15 protein-coding genes are annotated in these 18,566 nt (G+C 71.0%); 11 read left to right on the top strand and 4 right to left on the bottom strand.

Going from position 1 to position 18,566, the window contains the following annotated elements; genetic code table 11:
• Nucleotides 1-59: 59 nt before the first annotated feature.
• Nucleotides 60-998: a KPN_02809 family neutral zinc metallopeptidase gene (ypfJ, locus tag ACTH43_RS01670; RefSeq protein ID WP_441443186.1), complete on the top strand. Its 939-nt coding sequence runs from the start codon at nucleotides 60-62 to the stop codon at nucleotides 996-998.
• Nucleotides 999-1,155: 157 nt separating this feature from the next.
• On the opposite strand, the gene ACTH43_RS01675 is transcribed toward ypfJ, so the two are convergent.
• Together ACTH43_RS01675 and ACTH43_RS01680 are read right to left on the bottom strand one after the other, a co-directional pair.
• Nucleotides 1,156-1,755, bottom strand: coding sequence for an orotate phosphoribosyltransferase (locus tag ACTH43_RS01675; RefSeq protein WP_441443187.1), 600 nt, complete (start codon nucleotides 1,753-1,755; stop codon nucleotides 1,156-1,158).
• A gap of 139 nt (nucleotides 1,756-1,894) precedes the next feature.
• On the bottom strand, nucleotides 1,895-2,743 hold the full coding sequence (locus ACTH43_RS01680) for an SDR family NAD(P)-dependent oxidoreductase (protein ID WP_441443188.1): 849 nt from the start codon (nucleotides 2,741-2,743) through the stop codon (nucleotides 1,895-1,897).
• A gap of 65 nt (nucleotides 2,744-2,808) precedes the next feature.
• On the opposite strand from ACTH43_RS01680, the gene ACTH43_RS01685 reads away from it, so the two are divergent.
• The 7 genes from ACTH43_RS01685 to ACTH43_RS01715 all read left to right on the top strand — a co-directional run bounded on the left by ACTH43_RS01685 (nucleotide 2,809) and on the right by ACTH43_RS01715 (nucleotide 8,609).
• On the top strand, nucleotides 2,809-3,609 hold the full coding sequence (locus ACTH43_RS01685) for an exodeoxyribonuclease III (RefSeq protein ID WP_441443189.1): 801 nt from the start codon (nucleotides 2,809-2,811) through the stop codon (nucleotides 3,607-3,609).
• A 469-nt stretch (nucleotides 3,610-4,078) separates the two neighbouring features.
• Complete coding sequence (locus tag ACTH43_RS01690; protein WP_441443190.1) at nucleotides 4,079-5,239, top strand: hypothetical protein; 1,161 nt, start codon at nucleotides 4,079-4,081, stop codon at nucleotides 5,237-5,239.
• Complete coding sequence (locus tag ACTH43_RS01695) at nucleotides 5,236-6,486, top strand: TadA family conjugal transfer-associated ATPase (RefSeq protein WP_441443191.1); 1,251 nt, start codon at nucleotides 5,236-5,238, stop codon at nucleotides 6,484-6,486. The genes ACTH43_RS01690 and ACTH43_RS01695 overlap by 4 nt, the downstream gene beginning before the upstream one ends.
• Complete coding sequence (locus ACTH43_RS01700) at nucleotides 6,483-7,568, top strand: type II secretion system F family protein (RefSeq protein ID WP_441443192.1); 1,086 nt, start codon at nucleotides 6,483-6,485, stop codon at nucleotides 7,566-7,568. The genes ACTH43_RS01695 and ACTH43_RS01700 overlap by 4 nt, the downstream gene beginning before the upstream one ends.
• 116 nt (nucleotides 7,569-7,684) lie before the next feature.
• Complete coding sequence (locus tag ACTH43_RS01705) at nucleotides 7,685-7,885, top strand: DUF4244 domain-containing protein (protein ID WP_441443193.1); 201 nt, start codon at nucleotides 7,685-7,687, stop codon at nucleotides 7,883-7,885.
• The gene (locus ACTH43_RS01710) at nucleotides 7,882-8,280 is read left to right on the top strand and encodes a TadE family type IV pilus minor pilin (protein ID WP_441443194.1); all 399 of its coding nucleotides are present in this window, start codon (nucleotides 7,882-7,884) and stop codon (nucleotides 8,278-8,280) included. The genes ACTH43_RS01705 and ACTH43_RS01710 overlap by 4 nt, the downstream gene beginning before the upstream one ends.
• On the top strand, nucleotides 8,277-8,609 hold the full coding sequence (locus ACTH43_RS01715; protein ID WP_441443195.1) for an Rv3654c family TadE-like protein: 333 nt from the start codon (nucleotides 8,277-8,279) through the stop codon (nucleotides 8,607-8,609). The genes ACTH43_RS01710 and ACTH43_RS01715 overlap by 4 nt, the downstream gene beginning before the upstream one ends.
• 40 nt (nucleotides 8,610-8,649) lie before the next feature.
• Here the strand turns inward: ACTH43_RS01715 and ACTH43_RS01720 are convergent, their stop codons facing one another.
• Together ACTH43_RS01720 and ACTH43_RS01725 are read right to left on the bottom strand one after the other, a co-directional pair.
• On the bottom strand, nucleotides 8,650-10,098 hold the full coding sequence (locus ACTH43_RS01720; protein ID WP_441443196.1) for a heparan-alpha-glucosaminide N-acetyltransferase domain-containing protein: 1,449 nt from the start codon (nucleotides 10,096-10,098) through the stop codon (nucleotides 8,650-8,652).
• A gap of 183 nt (nucleotides 10,099-10,281) precedes the next feature.
• Nucleotides 10,282-12,780, bottom strand: coding sequence for a DEAD/DEAH box helicase (locus tag ACTH43_RS01725; protein WP_441443197.1), 2,499 nt, complete (start codon nucleotides 12,778-12,780; stop codon nucleotides 10,282-10,284).
• 107 nt (nucleotides 12,781-12,887) lie between these two features.
• Between ACTH43_RS01725 and ACTH43_RS01730 the strand changes: the two genes are divergently transcribed.
• The 3 genes from ACTH43_RS01730 to topA all read left to right on the top strand — a co-directional run bounded on the left by ACTH43_RS01730 (nucleotide 12,888) and on the right by topA (nucleotide 18,281).
• Nucleotides 12,888-14,447, top strand: coding sequence for a DUF7059 domain-containing protein (locus tag ACTH43_RS01730; RefSeq protein WP_441443198.1), 1,560 nt, complete (start codon nucleotides 12,888-12,890; stop codon nucleotides 14,445-14,447).
• Nucleotides 14,444-15,442 carry a phosphatase PAP2 family protein gene (locus ACTH43_RS01735; RefSeq protein ID WP_441443199.1) on the top strand — a complete coding sequence of 333 codons (999 nt, stop codon included), beginning with the start codon at nucleotides 14,444-14,446 and terminating at the stop codon, nucleotides 15,440-15,442. Before ACTH43_RS01730 ends, ACTH43_RS01735 begins: the two co-directional genes overlap by 4 nt.
• 103 nt (nucleotides 15,443-15,545) lie before the next feature.
• Nucleotides 15,546-18,281: a type I DNA topoisomerase gene (topA, locus tag ACTH43_RS01740; RefSeq protein ID WP_441443200.1), complete on the top strand. Its 2,736-nt coding sequence runs from the start codon at nucleotides 15,546-15,548 to the stop codon at nucleotides 18,279-18,281.
• The last annotated feature ends 285 nt before the right edge of the window (nucleotides 18,282-18,566 follow it).

Here is an 18,566-nt window from a genome sequence, read left to right on the forward strand (position 1 = left end):
GACCTTCACTGTCGCTGTTCCACCTGCTCACACCGCACGTTCAGGTCTACTCTGTGCGCATGACCTTCAACCCGAATGCGGAGATCCGCTCCGACAACGTCTCCGCATCTGGCGGCGGAGGCGGATTTCGGCCCCGTGGCGGTGGCGGGCGCGGTGGCCGCGGCCTGAAGCTCGGCGGCGGTGGAGGCTGCCTGTTGCTGGTGATCGTGATCATCTACGCGCTGATGGGCGGCAATCCGCTGGATCTGCTGGGTGGCTCCTCCTCCCCGCAGGGCCAGGGGCAGGGCCCGGTCGCCGAGGGCGGTTCGCTCGATCACTGCCTCACCGGCGCCGACGCGAACGAGCAGGATGACTGCCTGGTGCAGGCGACGATCGAGTCCGGCGACTCGCTGTGGTCGCAGCTCGGACCGGAGTCCGGCATCCAGTTCGTCGAGCCCCAGGGTCTGGTGTTCACCGATTCGGTCCAGACGGGCTGCGGCGCTGCCACAGCGGATGTTGGCCCCTTCTACTGCCCGGCCGATTCCACGATCTACGTCGACACCACCTTCTTCGATTCCCTGTCGAGCCAGTACGGCGCCGACGGTGGGCAGCTGGCGAAGATGTACGTGGTGGCCCATGAGTACGGCCATCACGTCCAGTACCTCTCCGGATCGATGCAGGACGCGGACCGTTCAGAGACCGGGCCGCAGTCCGACGCCGTCCGGCTCGAGCTGCAGGCCGACTGCTACGCCGGGGTATGGGCGCACCACGCCGCCAATACCGTGGACGACGACGGGAACGCGATGCTGTCCCCGCTCACCGACGAGGACATCGCCTCGGCGCTCTCCGCAGCCAGCGCCGTGGGTGATGACCACATCCAGGGCGAGGTGGCCGGTGGCCAGGTGCGACCGGAGTCCTGGACCCATGGCTCCTCCGAGCAGCGCCAGGCCTGGTTCACCACCGGTTATGAGCAGGGCACGGTGCAGTCCTGCGACACCTTCGCAGTGGACTCCGTCTGATCGACGTACTGCGAGGCACGAGCGGTAGGAGATCAGACAGCAGGGCTCGTCTGATCGACGTACTGCGAGGCACGAGCGGTAGGAGATCAGACAGCAGGGCTCGTCTGATCGACGTACTGCGAGGCACGAGCGGTAGGAGCCGACTGGCTGAGTTGCCTCAGATCTCCAGCTCGGAGATGTCGTACGCGGCGAGGTAGCGGTAGCCGGCGGCTTCGACGGCCTCGCGGGAGGCGTCGGAGCGGTGCACGATCACGGCGACGGCGGCGATCTCTGCTCCGGCCTCGGTGAGCGCCTCGCAGGCGGTCAGCACGCTGCCGCCGGTGGTGGAGGTGTCCTCGACCGCGACCACGCGCCGGCCGGTGACGTCCGGTCCCTCGATGCGTCGCTGCAGGCCGTGCGCCTTGTTGGCCTTGCGCACCACGAAGGCGTCCAGCGGGTCGAGCGCCTGATCAGCGGCGGAGGCGTGCAGCATCGAGGTCGCCACCGGATCGGCGCCCAGCGTCAGACCGCCCACGGCCTGGACCCCGGGGAGCAGCCCTTCGCGGCGCAGCAGGTCGAGCATCACGCGTCCCACCAGTGGGGAGGCCTCGTGGTGAAGGGTGATGCGGCGCAGATCGACGTAGTGATCGGCCTCCGCGCCCGAGGAGAGGATCACGTGACCGCGCACCACGGCGAGGTCGCGGATCAGGACTCGCAGGCGCTCGCGGGCGGGCGCGATCGAGGCGGGCTGGGCGGAATCGGTGCTGGTGCCGGACATACGGCCAGAGTAATCGACCGAGCCTCGGCGGCGCCCGACGGCCCACGGGGCCGCCCCGGCTGCGGGGCGACAGATGCCGGACCTGCGGACCTGCGGTCCGCGAGGGTGGCGGCGGCCGGATCCCCAGAGGAGACGAGGACTACGCCTCGTCCTCGCGCTGCCAGGGGGCATGGAGGTTCCGTCGTGACGCTCTTCGACGGGAGCGATGCACGGAGCGGGACTGCATCCGGCGGTACCAGTCCGGAGAGGTGAAGGCACGGATCAGCGGCCGCGGTGCGATCCTGGAGAACTCGCTGGCAGTGCGGTACTTCACCGACGGAATCGACAGCACGTTGCCCTTGGCGGTGTCCTTGAGAGCCTGCTCGACCACATACGGCGCCTTCAACCAGGTGATCCGCGGCAGCCCGTCCATGCTCATCGAGGCGCGTTCATGGAACTCGGTCTGCACGAACCCTGGCAGCAGCGCGGTCGCCGTCACGCCGGTGCCCTTGAGCTCCATCGCGAGCGATTCGGTGAACACCGTGACCCAGCTCTTGGACGCGGCATAGGGGCCGGCCGTGGTGTAGCCGGCCAGGGAGCTGACGTTGAGGATGGCGCCTTTGCGACGCTGGACCATGGTGCGGGCCGCGGCATGGGAGAGGACCAGCACGGCCTTCATCAGGGTGTCCATCTGCTTCTCGTGGTCATCGACGCCGACCTCGAGGAACCCGCCGCGCAGCCCGTAACCAGCGTTGTTGACCAGCAGGTCCACTCGATCGACGGGGTCGGTGAGGCGGATCGCGACGCGTTCGAGCTGCTCACGGTCCGAGAGGTCGGCGGGCAACACGTCGACCTCGACCTTGTGGACGTCGCGGATCTGCTCGGCGACGGCGCCGAGCCGGTCCTGGTCACGCGAGACCAGCACGAGGTCATGCCCAGTCCCGGCCAGCTGCCAGGCGAATTCGAGTCCCAACCCGGAAGTGGATCCGGTGACGAGTGCGCGCGCCATGGCTTGAGTTTACGACTGTCCGGGCGGGACTGCGGACGACTTCGGTCCCCCGTAGGATCGGTCGCATGCGCATCGCCACCTGGAACATCAATTCGCTGCGGGCCCGGATGGATCGGGTGCTCGCCTTCCTCGAGCGGCACGACGTCGACGTGCTCGCCCTGCAGGAGATCAAGGCCAAGCCCGAGCAGTTGGACCTGACCGCGCTGGAGGAGGCGGGGTACGAGGTTGCCGCACACGGCCTGAACCAGTGGAACGGGGTGGCGCTGATCTCCCGCGTCGGCCTCACCGATGTGCGCACCGCGCTGCCTGCCGTACCCAGCTTCCCGGAGGATGAGACCGGCGTGATCGAGGCGCGTGCGCTGGGCGGCGTGGTCGGTGACGGACTGCGGATCTGGTCGCTATATGTGCCCAACGGTCGAGAGCTCGACCACCCGCACTACGCCTACAAGCTGCGCTGGCTCGAGGCGCTGCGCGCCGAGGGCGCCCGGGAGCTCGCCGAGGATCCTTCGGCCCGCGCCGTGCTGGTGGGCGACTTCAACGTCGCGCCGTTCGACGAGGACGTGTGGGACATGAGCTTCTTCGAGGGCAAGACCCACGTGACCGAGCCGGAGCGCACCGCGTTCCAGTCCGTGGTCGACGCCGGCTACGCCGACGTGATGCGCGCCGACCATCCGGGGCCCGGCGTGTACACCTATTGGGATTACCAGGCGCTGCGCTTCCCGAAGAAGGAGGGCATGCGGATCGACTTCGTGCTCGGCTCCCCCGCCGTGCAGTCCGCGGTGACCGGATCCTTCATCGACCGCGAGGAGCGCAAGGGCAAGGGCGCCTCGGATCACGCACCGGTGGTCGTGGATCTGGAGTTCTGAGCCCGACGCCCGGGCGTCGCGATGGCGTTTCGGGTGTGCCGCTCACACAGCGTCCCGTCGCGCAGCTCGCGACGGTGAGTCGCGAAGCCCGCGGAGGTTCTGCGCAGAAGAGAGCAGCAGGGACCAGAAGAGATCTCAGCGCAGCAGAGAAAAAGTTCTGCGCACAAAAGAATGGAGCGGCGTCGCGATCTCTCGCGGCGCCGCTCCGGACGAGCCATGTGCATCGGGATCAGGCGTACACGTGATCTAGCTGCGGTGGCGCTTTCGACGCCTCACAGCCGGTCCGTTGCGGGGACCAGTCGTACGTGGGTTCCGATGCCGGTATTCGCCGTTGTGAAGATCACACTACGCGCCTGCCGCCGGGTGCGCAAGGACCTGGGTCCCGCGGACCGTTCCTCCACAGAACGCAGTTGTCCACCATCTCCGATCGAGCCTGCCCAGCCGGCCGGATTGCGGCCACCATGGCCGCATGACCAGCACAACTGCCCCCTCCACTGCTCCTGAGGCCCTCGTCCCGGGCCTGCCGGATGCCGTGATCCCGACGGAGCCGGACGGCCTTTCGGACACGACCCCGCGGCGTCGCAGCGCACGGTTCCCCGGACTGGAGAAGTCGGCTGCGGCTCCTGGTCCGAGTGCCCGCCCGCGGGTCTGCTGGATAGGTCCGGAAGGGCCGCTGCGCGAGCTGGTCCGAGATCACACGATGGCGGTCGGAGCCGAGCTCTCCGATGTCCTCGAGGGCGGGGCCGCGGCCTGTGTGGTCGCAGATGCGGATGCTCTTGCGCACCGGGCCGGGGTGCTCGGCCGGGAACGAGCGCCGTTGCTGGTGGTGACCTCCCGAAGCGAGGTCCCCGCTGCAGTGTGGCCGCGCGCGCTCGCGGCCGGTGCACGCGCAGTGATCCCGCTGCCCGGCGGCTCCGAGGAGCTGCTCTCGCGTCTGGCCGATCTCGCCCGGCCCCGCAGCGCGTCGCTGCTGCTCGGAGTCGCCGGGGGCTGCGGCGGAGCCGGCGCCTCGAGCTTCGCGGCACGGCTGGCCGCCGCCTTCCGCTCCCGAGGGCCGGTGACTCTGATCGACGCCGATCCGCTGAGCGGCGGCCTCGATCTGCTGGTCGAGGCGCCAACGGCGCCAGGGATCAGCTGGGCTGAGACGGCCGATCTGGGTCCGGACGATGGGGAGGCGCTGCGCGAGGGCCTGCCGATCGTGGACGAGGTGCGTCTGCTGGTCGCCCAGGAAGGATCCGGACCGGATCGCTCCGCGGTCTCCCGGGTGCTGTCCGCTCTGGCCCCGCTGGGAGGGACCGTGGTGGTGGATCTGAGCTCGGAGATGGTCCCGGCCGCCGCAGAGCATCTCGATCACCTGCTGGTGCTCGTCCCGGCCACCGACCATGCGGTGCGTTCGGCGACCCGGAGGATGCGTGCCTGGCAGCTGTCCGAGGGCCTCGCCCAGGCCGTGGTGCGCCGCAGCGGGCCCCTCAACAGCCGGGAGGTCTGCGAGGACCTCGCGCTCCCCCTCGCTGCAACATTCCATGACAGCACCCGCGGCGCCGTGCCCCTGCTGGATGTGCGACGCCGGGGCGCCGACCGCGCCGCCCGCATGCTGGTCTCCGCCCTGACCACGAGCGGGCGCTCATGAGCGCCTCGCCGTCGCCCGTCCTCGACGAGGACCTCTCACCGATTCTGGACCTGGTGCGAGAAGACCTGGTGCGCTCCCCCGGCCTGGTGGACGTGCCGCGCATCGTCCGGGTGCTCCGCCGCCAAGGACGGGTGCTCGGTGCGGCAGCGACCCTCGAACTCACCTCTCGGCTCCGTGACCACGTAGACGGACTCGGTCCCCTGCAGCCGCTGGTCGCACCCGGGGTGACGGACCTCCTGGTCAATGACGACGGGACGGTGTGGGTCGATGACGCCGCCGGGCTGCACCCCACCTCTGTGCACCTGGAGCCGGGTCAGGCTCGTGATCTCGCGGTGCGGCTCGCGACGGCGGGCGGACGGCGGCTCGATGATGCGTTGCCCTGGGCCGATGCGCATCTGCCGTCCGGCATCCGCTTCCATGCCGTGCTGCCGCCGCTGTCCCCGGGCGGGGCGATCCTCTCCCTGCGCCTGCCCTCCTCCACCCGACTCGATCTCGAGGATCTGGAGCGGTTCGGCGCGATCGACTCCGCCACCCGGGACGTGCTGCGAGCGATCATCGCGGCACGGGTGCCGTTCCTGATCAGCGGCGGCACCGGGACCGGGAAGTCGACCCTGCTGGCCGCGATGCTTCGCGAGGCGTCCCCTGATGAGCGGATCGTGATCGTCGAAGATGTGCTCGAACTGGCCGTGGACCACCCCCACGTGGTGCATCTGCAGTCCCGTCATGCGAACAGTGAAGGTGCCGGCGCAGTGGACCTCACCGCTCTGGTCCGGCAGAGCCTGCGGATGCGACCGGACCGGGTGGTCCTCGGGGAGTGCCGTGGAGGCGAGGTCCGAGAGCTGCTGCAAGCGCTGAACACCGGGCATGAGGGCGGCTGCGGCACCGTCCATGCGAACACCGCCGCGGATGTCCCCGCTCGGCTCGAGGCGCTGGGTGCGCTCGGCGGGCTCGACCGCGCCGCGCTGGCCGCCCAGGTCGCCAGCGCCCTGGAGGTGGTGGTCCATCTCGCGCGCCGAGACGGGGTGCGGGCGCTCGAGGAGATCGCCCTCCTGCACCGCGGCGACGACGGAATGCTGCGAACCTCGACCGCGCTGCGTATGCAAGACCGCCGCCTGGAAGAGGGGCCGGCCGCGCAGGCTCTCGCCGAGCGGGTCCGCGCCACCCAGCCCATGCCCGCCATCCGAGCGACGACCGTGCCTCAGAACGCCGCCCCGAGACCCCGAGCCGTGCGCCGGAGGTCGGCATGATCATCGCGGCTTTCGCCCTCTCAGTCACCCTGCTCTGGGTGCTCTCCCCTCCGTCGCTCGCCGTTGCCTCGACCCCGTCCCTGCGAACGCCGAGGCGTGCCGCCGCAGGACCGCTCGAGATGGCACGCCTCGTGGAGCAGCTGGCCACGATCATCAGCTCCGGCTCCGGGCCCCGCCAGGCCTGGTCCGCACTGGCGCGCACCCTCCCCGAGGGAGACCTGCAGGACCTCTCCCGCGCTGCAGCTTCCGGCGCCGACCCCCGCCGCGCCGCCGGGGCGCACCTGCAGCGGTCCGAGATGGTCAGCGCCCTCGGCGCGGCCCTCGCGGTCTGCGCACGCACCGGCGCGCCCACGGCCGAGATGCTGCAGAGCCTCGCGGACGCCCTGCGGGACCTCCACGATGCCGCTCAGGCGCGCCGCAGCGCCTTCGCCGGCCCACGTTCCACCGCCCGGATCCTGCTGGTGCTCCCCCTGGCAGGGCTCGGGCTGGGAATGCTGCTGGGCGGGGATCCGCTGAGACTGCTGCTGGTGTCCCCGGCCGGCAATCTGCTGAGCCTGACCGGGCTGGTGCTCACCCTCCTCGGCTGGTGGTGGATGCGTCATCTGATCCGGCAAGCGGACCCTCCCCGAGAGCACCGGGTGGATCCGTCCGTGGGGCTCGAACTGATCGCCGGGGCGCTCGATTCCGGGTTGCCTCTGGCCCGCGCCGTCGCCGCCGTCGGCGAATCACTGGAACCGGGCCCCGACGCGAAGACGCTGAACAGGCTCGCCACCTCGCTCGCCGCCGGTGTCCCCGCTGCCCACGCCACCAGGGTGCTGCCGCCAGCATGGAGCGCGCTCGAGCAGTCCGCGGCTCTGGCCGAGGGCACGGGTGCGGATCTCGCCCGGGTGCTCCGCTCCGCGGCGCGGGACGCCCGTCGCGGCCACGCCCGCGATGCCGAGGTGCTCGCCGCCCAGCTCGCGGTCCGCCTGGTGATGCCCACCGGTCTGACCCTGCTGCCCGCCTTCGTGGCACTCGGCATCATCCCCACGGTGATGTCCCTGCTCGGCGGCACCTTCTCCCTCACCGTCGGCGGAGCGTGAGGCCATGACCACCGGGACCCTCCCGGTGCACCGACTCCTCCCGGAGCCGGTGACGGGCAGCTGCGGCTGCCACCCCCGGGACGGCGAACGCCGTCCCCGACACTAAGGAGGACCTCATGTCCCTCACCAAGGAGCGGCTGCGCCGCACTCTCGACCGCGTGATGCGCGGCGAGGCGGGCGCCTCGACTGCGGAATACGCGATCACGGTGCTCGCCGCCTGCGGATTCGCCGCCGTCCTGGTCGCCCTGCTGGCGTCCGGGGAGGTGCGCGAACTGCTGATGGGGATCATCACCTCAGCCCTGTCCAAGGGGTCATGATGCCGCGGTCCGCCCGGTCGTCCCGTCTGCGGGACGACCGGGGGTCCGCCACCGCGGAGACCGCGATCGTCCTGCCCGTTGTGGTGGTGATGGTGCTCGTGGTGCTGCTGACCGGGGCTGGGCTCGGCACGCAGGTGCGGCTCGAGAGCGCGGCACGCGGTGCCGCCCGGGAGCTGGCCCGCGGGGAGGACTCGGCCGCCGCCACGGCCGTCGCACAGCGGATAGGCGGTGAGGGCACGACGGTCGAGATCGTCGCTGGCGGTGAGTGGGTGCGGGTGGAGGTCAGCCGCACCCTGCAAGCCCCCGCTGGAGCGCTGTCCGGGGCGAGCTGGGAGCTGAACGCCGATGCCGAGGCCCGGCTCGAACCCCATCTGCTCTCGGGGCGAGCACCATGAGCACCGGTGCCGCGTCGGTGCTGGCCTGGACCGGAGCCGCCACCGCGGTGGTCGGGGGCCTCTCACTGCTGGGCACCGGCGTGATCGCCCAGTCCCGCGCCGAGACGGCAGCCGATCTCGCGGCCCTTGCCGGCGCCGACGCCCTCGCCGCCGCCCACGGTCAGCCCTGTGAGGTGGCCGCCGAAGCCGCGGACCGGAATGGGGCGCTGCTGGTCTCCTGCGAGCAGCGTGAGTGGGACGTGCTGGTCACGGTGCAGGTCGAGGCGTCCCCGCTGCCGGTGGCAACCTCCCGCTCCCGAGCCGGGCCGGGCCCGGCAGACCTGCCGTGACGGTGTGATCGGGCTGCTCGTCGGGGCTGGTCGTCGAGGCTCAACGCTGGCCGCGGGCGTCTCCTGTAGGTGCCGGGACCGGCAGGGGTGGCGCGGCGCGCCGTGCAGCCCAGGCTGTCAGCCGTTCGAGCGGACCGCGGCCGAGGAGGGCCGCCCACGCCAGGCACACCAGGATCAGAGCGAGGCTCATCAGCACCCACACCAGGTTGCTGGAGATCCATCCGCCGGGCCCGACCAAGGCGAAGAGCGCGAACACATGGACCGAATAGGCGGTCAACGGCATCGCGCCCAGTGCCGACAGCGGCAGCAGCACCCATCGCAGCGGCCTCGCGAGCAGCAACAGCACTCCGATCACGCACATCGCGAGCCCTCCGGAGCGGAATATCTCCACGGTGGAGCCCGAATGGGGAGAGAGCGAGACCACCGAATCGAGGAGCATCGGCCCCGGCTCCATGTCGATCAGGCTCTGCGGATAGGACGCCCATCCCTCGCCTCCGGGGTCCTCGGACCACGAGGACTCCTCCTCCAGCCAGGTATCCGCGTAGTCGGGCGGTTCGCAGTAGACGGTCGGATCCCCGGGATAGGGCGGGTAGCAGACCAGGCCGGTCAGGTCGATCTCCTCCCCCGGGACCGTGGCCGCGTCACCCTCCCACGACCCCTCGTCCTCCACAGTCCACGAGGAGCCCTCGCCGGAGCTGCCGGAAGCCGTCCCCTCCTCCCAGGAGGAGCTGCCCGTCAGGGCTCCCGGGGCCAGCACGCCGAGCAGCACCGCGAACAGCAGCCCCACACCGGTGCCGAGCACGGCGAGCGCCGCTCCTACCCCCGCCACGACGGCCGCGACCCGGCGCCGCTCCAGAGGCAGCCGCCCCAGCGCCATGCCCACCAGCATCAGCGGAGCCCAGGCGGTGAACCGATAGATGCCGGTCAGCACCAGCAGTGCCCCGCTCCCGTATCCCCCGAGCGAGAGCACCTCGACGGCGGCGACCAGTAACGGTCCCAAAAGCGCGATCGGGAGCGCGAGCAGCAGCAGCCTGCTGGCGCGCAGCCGCAGCACCGGCAGCGCAGCGATGTACATGACCCCGTAGAAGGTGAGTATCACCGCGACCCCTGTGCCGAGCATCTCCAGCACCAGACCGATCACGAAGATCACCGCGCCGCGGCCGAGGAGTGCGAGGCGCAGCCGCGGGAGCTCCTCCACGTCGGGCAGCTGGGTCCGGCCCGTCATCAGCGCGATCGAGACTCCTGCCAGCACTGCGAACAGCAGCGCGGAGTTCCCATGCACCACAGAGAAGTAGCTCAGCGGATCGCCCGGGGAGAACTCCGGGATGTCCCCCACGTGCGCGCCGATCATCCCGAGGATCGCGAGCGCCCGCGCCACGTCCACAGCAGTGATCCGTGGCGGCGAGACCAGGGCTCGCAGCCGCTGCTGCGGGCTGGGACGCTCCTGCGTCACTCCCACGACCGGTCGATCCGCGATCGCACTGCTCATCCGAGGCTCCTCCACCTCTGGCGACGCACGGCCGCTCCCCTCCCCGGTGTCCGGAGAACATCCTGATTGTGGGGCTCCACCGAGAACTCGCAGCGCAGCGCCGCATCACGGTTCGGTCACGGCGTGGGCAGCACGTCGCCGCAGCGCAATCCCTCTTTCGTCACGGCAACCGTCAGACGGTCGTCACCGCACTGATCCGGCGTTCCCCTCCTGCTCTCGCAACAGCTCCAGCAGGCGTACGGCCTGCGGTTTCGACAGGGGTTCATTGCCATTGCCGCACTTCGGAGAGACCACACAGGCGGGGCAGCCCGCCTCGCAGCCGCACTCACCGATCATGTCCGCGGTGGCGCGCACCCAGGCGGCGGCTCCGTCGGCCCCGCGCTCGGCGAAGCCGGCCCCGCCGGGGGCGCCGTCGTAGACGAAGATCGTGGGTGCTTCGGTGTCCTCGTGGAGCGCCGTGGAGAGCCCGCCGATGTCCCAGCGGTCGCAGGTGGCCAGGAGCGGCAGCATCGAGATCGCGGCATGCTCCGCCGCGTGCAGGGCGCCCGGCAGCTCCTCCTCCGGGATCCCGGCGGCGTCGGTCCGCTCCCGGGGGATCACCCACCACACCGCCTTGGTGGTCAGGGTGCGCGGGGGCAGGTCCAGCGGGCGCTGTGCGAGCACGGCCTGAGTGAACACATCACGCACCTGATAGCCGGTGACCTGGTCTGTGACATCCACGGTGCCGAAGCACAGCCGCACCCCGCCCGCCCATTCGACCTCGCGATCGATCTGCCGGATCCGCAGGCTGGAGGCGGACTGCGGATGGGTGGTGTGCAGCGGGTCCTCGCGGTGCACGAAGGCAGCGGCCTGCTCCACGTCGAGACGGTCCACTACATAGCTGCGTCCCTGGTGGAGGTACACCGCGCCGTCGTGGACCTGGGTGTGGGCGCTCGCGGCATCCACGGTGCCCAGCAGCACGCCGCTGGCCTGCTCGACGATCCGCACCGGCTCCCCACCGCTGCCGCGCAGGTCGGTGAGCTGGTGCGCGGATTCGCTCAGCGTCCAGTACCAGCCGGTGGCCCGCGAGCGCAGCACCCCCCGGGCCGCGAGGGTCATCAGCAGGTCCCGCGCCGTCGGCCCGAAGATCTCCTCCTCGCCGTCACGGATCGCGAGCTCAGAAGCGGCGGCGCACAGATGCGGCGTCATCACATATGGGTTCGCGGGATCGAACACGGATGCCTCGACCTCGGCGCCGAAGATCGTCTCCGGGTGGTGGACCACATAGGTGTCCAGCGGGTCCTCCCGCGCGACGAACAGCGCGAGCGCGCCGCCGTCGGCGTCCTGTCGCCGCCCTGCCCGGCCGAACTGCTGCCACAGCGAGGCCCGGGTCCCGGGCCAGCCGGCGACCACCACGGCGTCCAGGCCCGCGATGTCGATCCCCAGCTCGAGCGCGTTGGTCGACGCCAGCGCCTTCAGCTCCCCCGATCGCAGCGCGTCCTCGAGCTGGCGTCGCTCGCGCGCCAGATACCCGCCCCGGTAGGCGGCGATCCGGGAGGCACGGTCCGCAAGCCCAGGGGCGGCGGTGCGCTCGGCCTTCTGCGTGAGCAGGCGCTGCGCACCGCTGGAGACCAGTTCGGCGCCGCGCCGAGAGCGGGCGAAGACGAGGGTCTGCACGTCCCGTTCGACGAGGTCGGCGAGGATCGCGCCGGCCTCGCTGGTGGCCGAGCGGCGCAGCGGGTCCTCTCGCCGCTTCCCCGCGGTGCCCTCGCCGGATTCATCGTCGATTTCATCATCGGCGGAGTCGTCGACGTCCTCGGCGTCCTCGGCGTCCTCGGCGTCCTGCCACCGTGCCGGGTCCCCGCGGCCGTCGACCCTGGTCCGGGTGCCCGGCTCCCACAGCCCGATCGTCAGCCCGGCCCGGGGAGAGCCGTCCTCGGTGACCGCCTCGACATCCCGACCGACCAGCCGCGAGGCGGAGAGCTCGGGATTCGCGGTGGTGGCGGAGGCGAGGATGAACGTGGGATCGGCACGGTAATGCGCGGCGATCCGGCGCAGCCTCCGGATCACCATCGCGACATGGCTGCCGAAGACTCCGCGGTAGCTGTGGCACTCGTCGATCACCACATAGCGCAGCGCCCGGAAGAAGTGCGCCCACTGCTCGTGCCCGGGCAGAATCCCGAAGTGCAGCATGTCGGGATTGGTGAGCACCACGGAGCCGTGGCGACGCACCCAGCGGCGCTGCTCGGAAGGGGTGTCGCCGTCGTAGACCGCGATCCGGGCGTCGCGGATCCCGGCACCGTCGGCCATCGCGGTGATGTTCGTGAGCTGATCCGCGGCCAGCGCCTTGGTGGGCGAGAGGTACAGGGCGGTGGCGCGGGGAGCCTCGTAGTCATGCTCGCGAGCCCCGATCGCGGTGAGCACGGGCAGCAGGTAGGCGAGCGACTTGCCCGAGGCCGTGGCCGTGGCGAGCACCACATCCTGACCGTCGTGCGCGAGTTGCGCGGCCTGCTCCTGGTGCGTCCAGGGAGCGGTGATGCCGCGCGCGGCGAGATGCTGCACGAGCCGCGGATCGGTCCACTCCGGGAAGCTGCCGCGGCGTCCCTCCCGCCCAGGTCGGCGCTCGACATGGGTGAGGCAGCTGCGGCGGATCAGCGGCGCGGTGAGATCGGTGAGGAGGTCCTCGGCTGCACCTGCCCGCATCCGCCTGTCCCTCCCCATCTCTCACTTCGCGACCGCGCACAGAATGTGCGGATCTCCCCCGCCTGGTGTCCGGTCGGACCCCAGGTGGCTGATGCACAATCGTAGCCATGCCCACCGACTCACCGACCCCGCCCCCGCGCGTGCTGACCGCGGAGATCGCGGCCCTGCGCACGGACCTCTCGGCCGGCCTGTACACGAGTGCCAGGATCGAGGAGCTGCTGGGGCCGGTCGCCTCCGCCGCGCTGCGGCGCGAGAACCCCGTCCCGGCTCGCCGGATGCTCGAACCGCTGACTGATCCTGCCGCCGTGCTGCTGCGCCTGTTCACCCTCGGCGCCGTGCTGTCCCGGGCGCAGGTGCAGGCCGCGCTGCCCACCCTCGGCGTCGACGGCGCGCTGCGCCTGGGCCTGCTCGGCCCGGCCGGTGATGACCCCGACTCCGCGCTGCAGGCGCTGGTGGACCTCGCCCCGTATTCGGCACGCGATGACGCCGGAGAGATCGACTGGTGGATCGCCTCGGACCATTCGGAGCTCGCCACCGGCGCCCCGCTGGGCCCGGAGCACGTGCTCGGGGTGGGCGGCGCCTCCCTGACCCTGGCGAGGATCACCCCGCGCGAACCCGCCCGCCGGGTGCTCGACCTCGGCTGCGGCGGCGGGATCCAGGCGCTGCACGCCTCCCGCCACGCCGAGCAGGTGGTCGCCACCGATCTGTCCGAGCGGGCGCTGGGCTTCGCCGCCTTCAACGCCGCGCTGAACAGCATCGAGCTCGACCTTCGCCAGGGCTCCCTGCTCGAGCCCGTGCGCGGCGAGACCTTCGACCTGATCCTGTCCAATCCCCCCTTCGTCATCACCCCGCGTGATGTCGTCGCCGAGGACACGACCTGGACCTACCGTGACGGCGGCCGCGCCGGGGACACACTGCTCGCCGAGCTGCTGCGGGAGCTGCCCACCCATCTCGCTGCGGGCGGCAGCGCCGTGATGCTCGGCAACTGGGAGATCCGCGACGGTGAGGACTGGGACACCCATCCCCGGGCGTGGATGCAGGCGGCCGTCGCCGACGGCGTGGACGCCTGGGTGCTGCAGCGCGAGCAGGAGGATCCCGCTCAGTACGCGGAGACCTGGGTCCGTGACGGCGGCATCACCACCCGCGATGAGCGCTGGCCGGCCCTGACCGGGGCATGGCTGGATGACTTCGCGGCCCGGGATGTGGAGGCGATCGGCTTCGGCTACCTGCTGCTGCGCCGCCCGGAGAGCGCCGCCGCGCGACCCGGAGTGCTGCGCACAGAGCTCGTCCCGGGCACCGGCAGCGGCTCCCTGGCCGCCCACCTCGCCGCCTCTCTGAGCGCCCTCGCCGCGCTCGAGGACCACGACGACGAGGCGCTGGCCGCCTCCCGCCCGGTACGGGCGGAAGACGTGATCGAGCGCCGCCATCTGACCCCCGGGGACTGGGACCCGATGCTGATCGAGCTCGTCCAGGGCGCGGGCTTCGCGCGGGTGGTGCGGGCCGACCAGCTGCTCGCCGCGACCGTCGGCGCACTGGACGGCACCCTGACCCTCGGGCAGGTGCTCGGTGCCGTCTGCGCGCTCACCGACGTCGATGAGGACGAGGCCCGCGCCCGGGCGCTGCCTGCGGTGCGCGAGCTGCTGATCACCCAGATGGTGGCCCTGTGAGCGCCGCCAGCACCGCTGGCCGCCGGGATGCCGCCCGCTCCGGGAGCACCGCCCGCGTCGGCGGTCTCGCCCGCCCGCTGCTCTCGCTGCTGGCCGCCGCCGTATGCGCCGCCGCGATCGTGGGCCTCGCCCGCGGCGCCGTGGGCACCGCGAGCGGACAGCGCCTGGATCAGCTGATCCTCTCCGGCGCAAAGGCACATGAGGGCCCGCTGTCGCAGTACGCCGAGCTCGCGGTCCAGTCGGTCAGCGTGCCGGTGATCGCGGTGCTGCTCGCGCTGGCGACGGTGCTGGTGCTGGTGCGTCGACGGCTGAGGCTGCTGATCCCGCTGACCGTCCTGGCCATCGGCGCGAACCTCACCACCCAGCTCATCAAGCACGTCCTGGTCACCCGTCAGGCGCTGGGGCCGGGCATCGACATCACCCCCAACTCCTTCCCCTCGGGGCACACCACCCTCGCGGCCACCGCGATGATCGCGGTGGTGCTGGCCGCCGGGCGGGCGCGGGTGGTGCTCGCGCCCCTCGGCGCGCTGTGGACCCTCGCCGCCGGCCTCGGCACGCTGGTGGTCGGCTGGCACCGCCCCAGCGACGTGATCGGGGCGATCGCGGTCGCGGCCGCCTGGACGTTCCTGGTCCTCGCCGCCGACGGGCTCCACACCCGCCGCCTCCGCGCCCGGGCCGCCGCCCATCCCGGCCGTGGCCGCCGCCGCCGCGGCATCGAGGTCTCGAACTCCTCCCGCACCCCGCGTCATGGCGCGGGGACGGTGGTGATGGCGGCGGTGCTCGGTCTGGGAGGCCTCGCTGGCCTCGGGATGGGAGCAGTCGGTCTGCTGTCCCTCCCCCGCCCGCTCGAGCTCCACGACGTCCCCCAGCAGCTGGCCGCGTTCCGCGCGACCGCCGCGCTGATCGGTGGCGGCACCGGCGCCTGGATGGCCCTGGTGCTGGCGCTGCGCACGCCGATCTCACACCGGGGGCGCATCAGCGAGCGTGTACCGTGAGCAATCGCCGAGCGCAGTGGATGCGTCCGGTTCATCCCGGACCACGGCATTCAGCCACGGCGAACGGGCCGCGACGTGACGCGGCGAGGAAGGACATATCAACGTGACTGGCGGACGGCATCTGGTGATCGTGGAGTCCCCTGCGAAGGCTCGCACCATCGCGCGCTATCTCGGGGACGACTACATCGTCCAGGCTTCGGTGGGGCACATCCGCGACATCCCGGTGCCGCGTGACCTGCCCGCCGAGATGAAGAAGGGTCCCTACGGGAAGTTCGGCGTCGATGTGGAGAACGGCTTCGACCCCTATTACATCGTCAGCCCCGACAAGAAGAAGACCGTCGCGGAGCTGAAGAAGGCCCTCAAGGACGCCGACACGCTCTACCTCGCCACGGATGAGGACCGCGAGGGTGAGGCGATCGCCTGGCATCTGCTGGAGACCCTCAAGCCCAAGAAGTCCCTGCCGGTCAAGCGGATGGTGTTCCACGAGATCACCAAGGACGCGATCCGGGCGGCGCTGGACAACACTCGCGAGCTGGACACCGACCTGGTCGATGCGCAGGAGACCCGTCGCATCCTGGACCGGCTGGTGGGCTTCGAGCTCTCGCCCGTGCTGTGGCGGAAGATCAAGCCGTCGCTGTCCGCCGGCCGTGTGCAGTCCGTCGCCACCCGTCTGGTGGTCGAGCGCGAGCGCGAGCGGATGGCCTTCGTCGCCGCCGACTACTGGGATGTGACCGGCACCTTCGGCACCGACACCACCCAGTTCACGGCCAAGATCCAGACGGTCGACGGGGCCCGCATCGCCACCGGCGCCGATTTCGCCGACGACGGCACCCTGAAGCCGCGGGCGAAGAACGCCGCCGTCCTGACCGAGGAGTCCACGCGGACCCTCGTCGAGGTGCTGGCCGATGCTCCCGCCACCGTGGCGGCGCTCGAGTCGAAGCCGTACACGCGGCGTCCGGCCGCCCCGTTCACCACGTCATCGCTGCAGCAGGAGGCCTCGCGCAAGCTCCGTCTCGGTGCCCGTCAGGCGATGCGGGTCGCGCAGTCGCTGTACGAGAACGGCTACATCACCTATATGCGTACCGACTCGGTCACGCTCTCGGGTGAAGCGATCCGTGCGTCCCGGGCCCAGGCCGCCGAGCTCTACGGCTCCCAGTACGTGCCGGACAAGCCGCGCGTCTACCAGAACAAGTCCCAGGCCGCGCAGGAGGCTCACGAGGCGATCCGTCCCGCGGGTGACCACTTCCGCACCCCTGCCGAGGTGGCCGGGCAGCTCGCGGGCGATGAGTTCCGTCTCTACGAGCTGATCTGGAAGCGCACGATCGCCTCCCAGATGGCCGACGCCAAGGGCACCACCTCCACCGTCGAGCTGCAGCTCGAGCAGGGCGGGCGGACCGCGACCTTCCGCGCCGCCGGCACAGTGATCACCTTCCGCGGCTTCCTCGCCGCCTATGAGGAGGGCCGCGACGCCTCCCGCTACGGCAACGACGAGGCCGAGAACTCCGGGGACAAGCGTCTGCCGCAGATGGAGGAGGGGCAGCAGCTCGACACCCGCGACCTCACCCCCGACGGCCACTCCACGACCCCTCCCCCGCGCTACACCGAGGCGTCGCTGGTGCGTGCGCTCGAGGAGCGCGGCATCGGTCGTCCCTCGACGTACGCCTCGACGGTCGCGACCGTCCAGGACCGCGGCTATGTGCTGCGGCGCGGCACCGCTCTGGTGCCCAGCTGGACCGCCTTCGCCGTGGTGCGCTTGCTCGAGGAGCACTTCGGGCCGTTCATTGACTACGACTTCACCGCGCAGATGGAGCAGCAGCTGGACCGTATGGCCCAGGGCGAGCTCGGACGCTCGGAGTACCTGAAGAACTTCTACCTCTCCGACGGGTCGGCCGGACCGCTCGGGCTGAAGTCCATGGTCGACAACCTCGGCGAGATCGACGCCCGCGCGATCAACAGCATCGAGATCGGTGAGGGCATCACCCTGCGCGTGGGGCGCTACGGCGCCTACGTCGAGCAGGCCGCCCGGGACGAGGCCGGCGAGCTGATCGACGGTGCGGATCCGCGCCGTGCGAACGTCTCCGACGAGGTCGCCCCGGACGAGCTGACCGTCGAGGTCGCCAAGGAGATGCTCGAGCGCGCGAAGGACGACGGTCGCGTGCTCGGCACCGACCCCGCGACCGGGAACGAGATCGTCGCCAAGGACGGCCGCTACGGCCCCTATGTCACCGAGATCCTGCCCGATCCCGAGGAGACCGGCGGCAAGAAGGTCCCGAAGTCGAAGCAGCCCAAGCCCCGCACGGGCTCGCTGCTGAAGTCGATGGATCTCTCCACCGTGTCCCTCGAGGACGCGCTGAAGCTGCTGAGCCTGCCGCGCGTGGTCGGGACCACTGAGGACGGCATCGAGATCACCTCCCAGAACGGCCGCTACGGTCCGTACCTGAAGAAGGGGACCGACTCCCGTTCCCTGGAGACCGAGGAGCAGATCTTCTCGGTCACCATGGAGGAGGCGGAGAAGATCTACGCCCAGCCCAAGACTCGGGGCCGGGCCGCTGCGAAGCCCCCGATGAAGGAGCTCGGGGTCGATCCCACCAGCGAGAAGCCGATCGTGATCAAGGACGGGCGCTTCGGTCCGTACATCACCGACGGCACCACGAACGTCTCCCTCCGTGCGACCGAGAAGGTCGAGGAGATCACAGAGACGATCGCGATCGAGAAGCTCGCGGAGAAGCGTGCCAAGGGGCCGGCCAAGAAGCCGGCCGCCAAGCGCGCCCCCGCGAAGAAGAGCACGACCACCAAGAAGGCCACCACCGCGAAGAAGAGCACCACCGCGAAGAAGTGACCGCGCTCGGCCCCTGAGGGCCGCGCGAGCAGAGGGCACGGACCATGACGGTCCGTGCCCTCTGTTCTGTGCGAGCAGGGCTGGTTCCCCCTGTGCGCGCAGGACGGGACCGGGAAGCGCTTATCTCATCACGAGACGGCATCACCACCGCAGCGAACCGTCTCCGATGCTGGTCGCGAGCTCGATCACGCCTACAGTGTGACCATAAGCACCTTGTCGACTCACAAAGGGGCTCTTCGCGGTTCGTGGTGAATGATCCTGCTGGGGCGGGTATTCACGCTACGG

Origin of the sequence: Brachybacterium sp. (genome assembly GCF_052095815.1) — a bacterium.
GTDB lineage: Bacteria > Actinomycetota > Actinomycetes > Actinomycetales > Dermabacteraceae > Brachybacterium.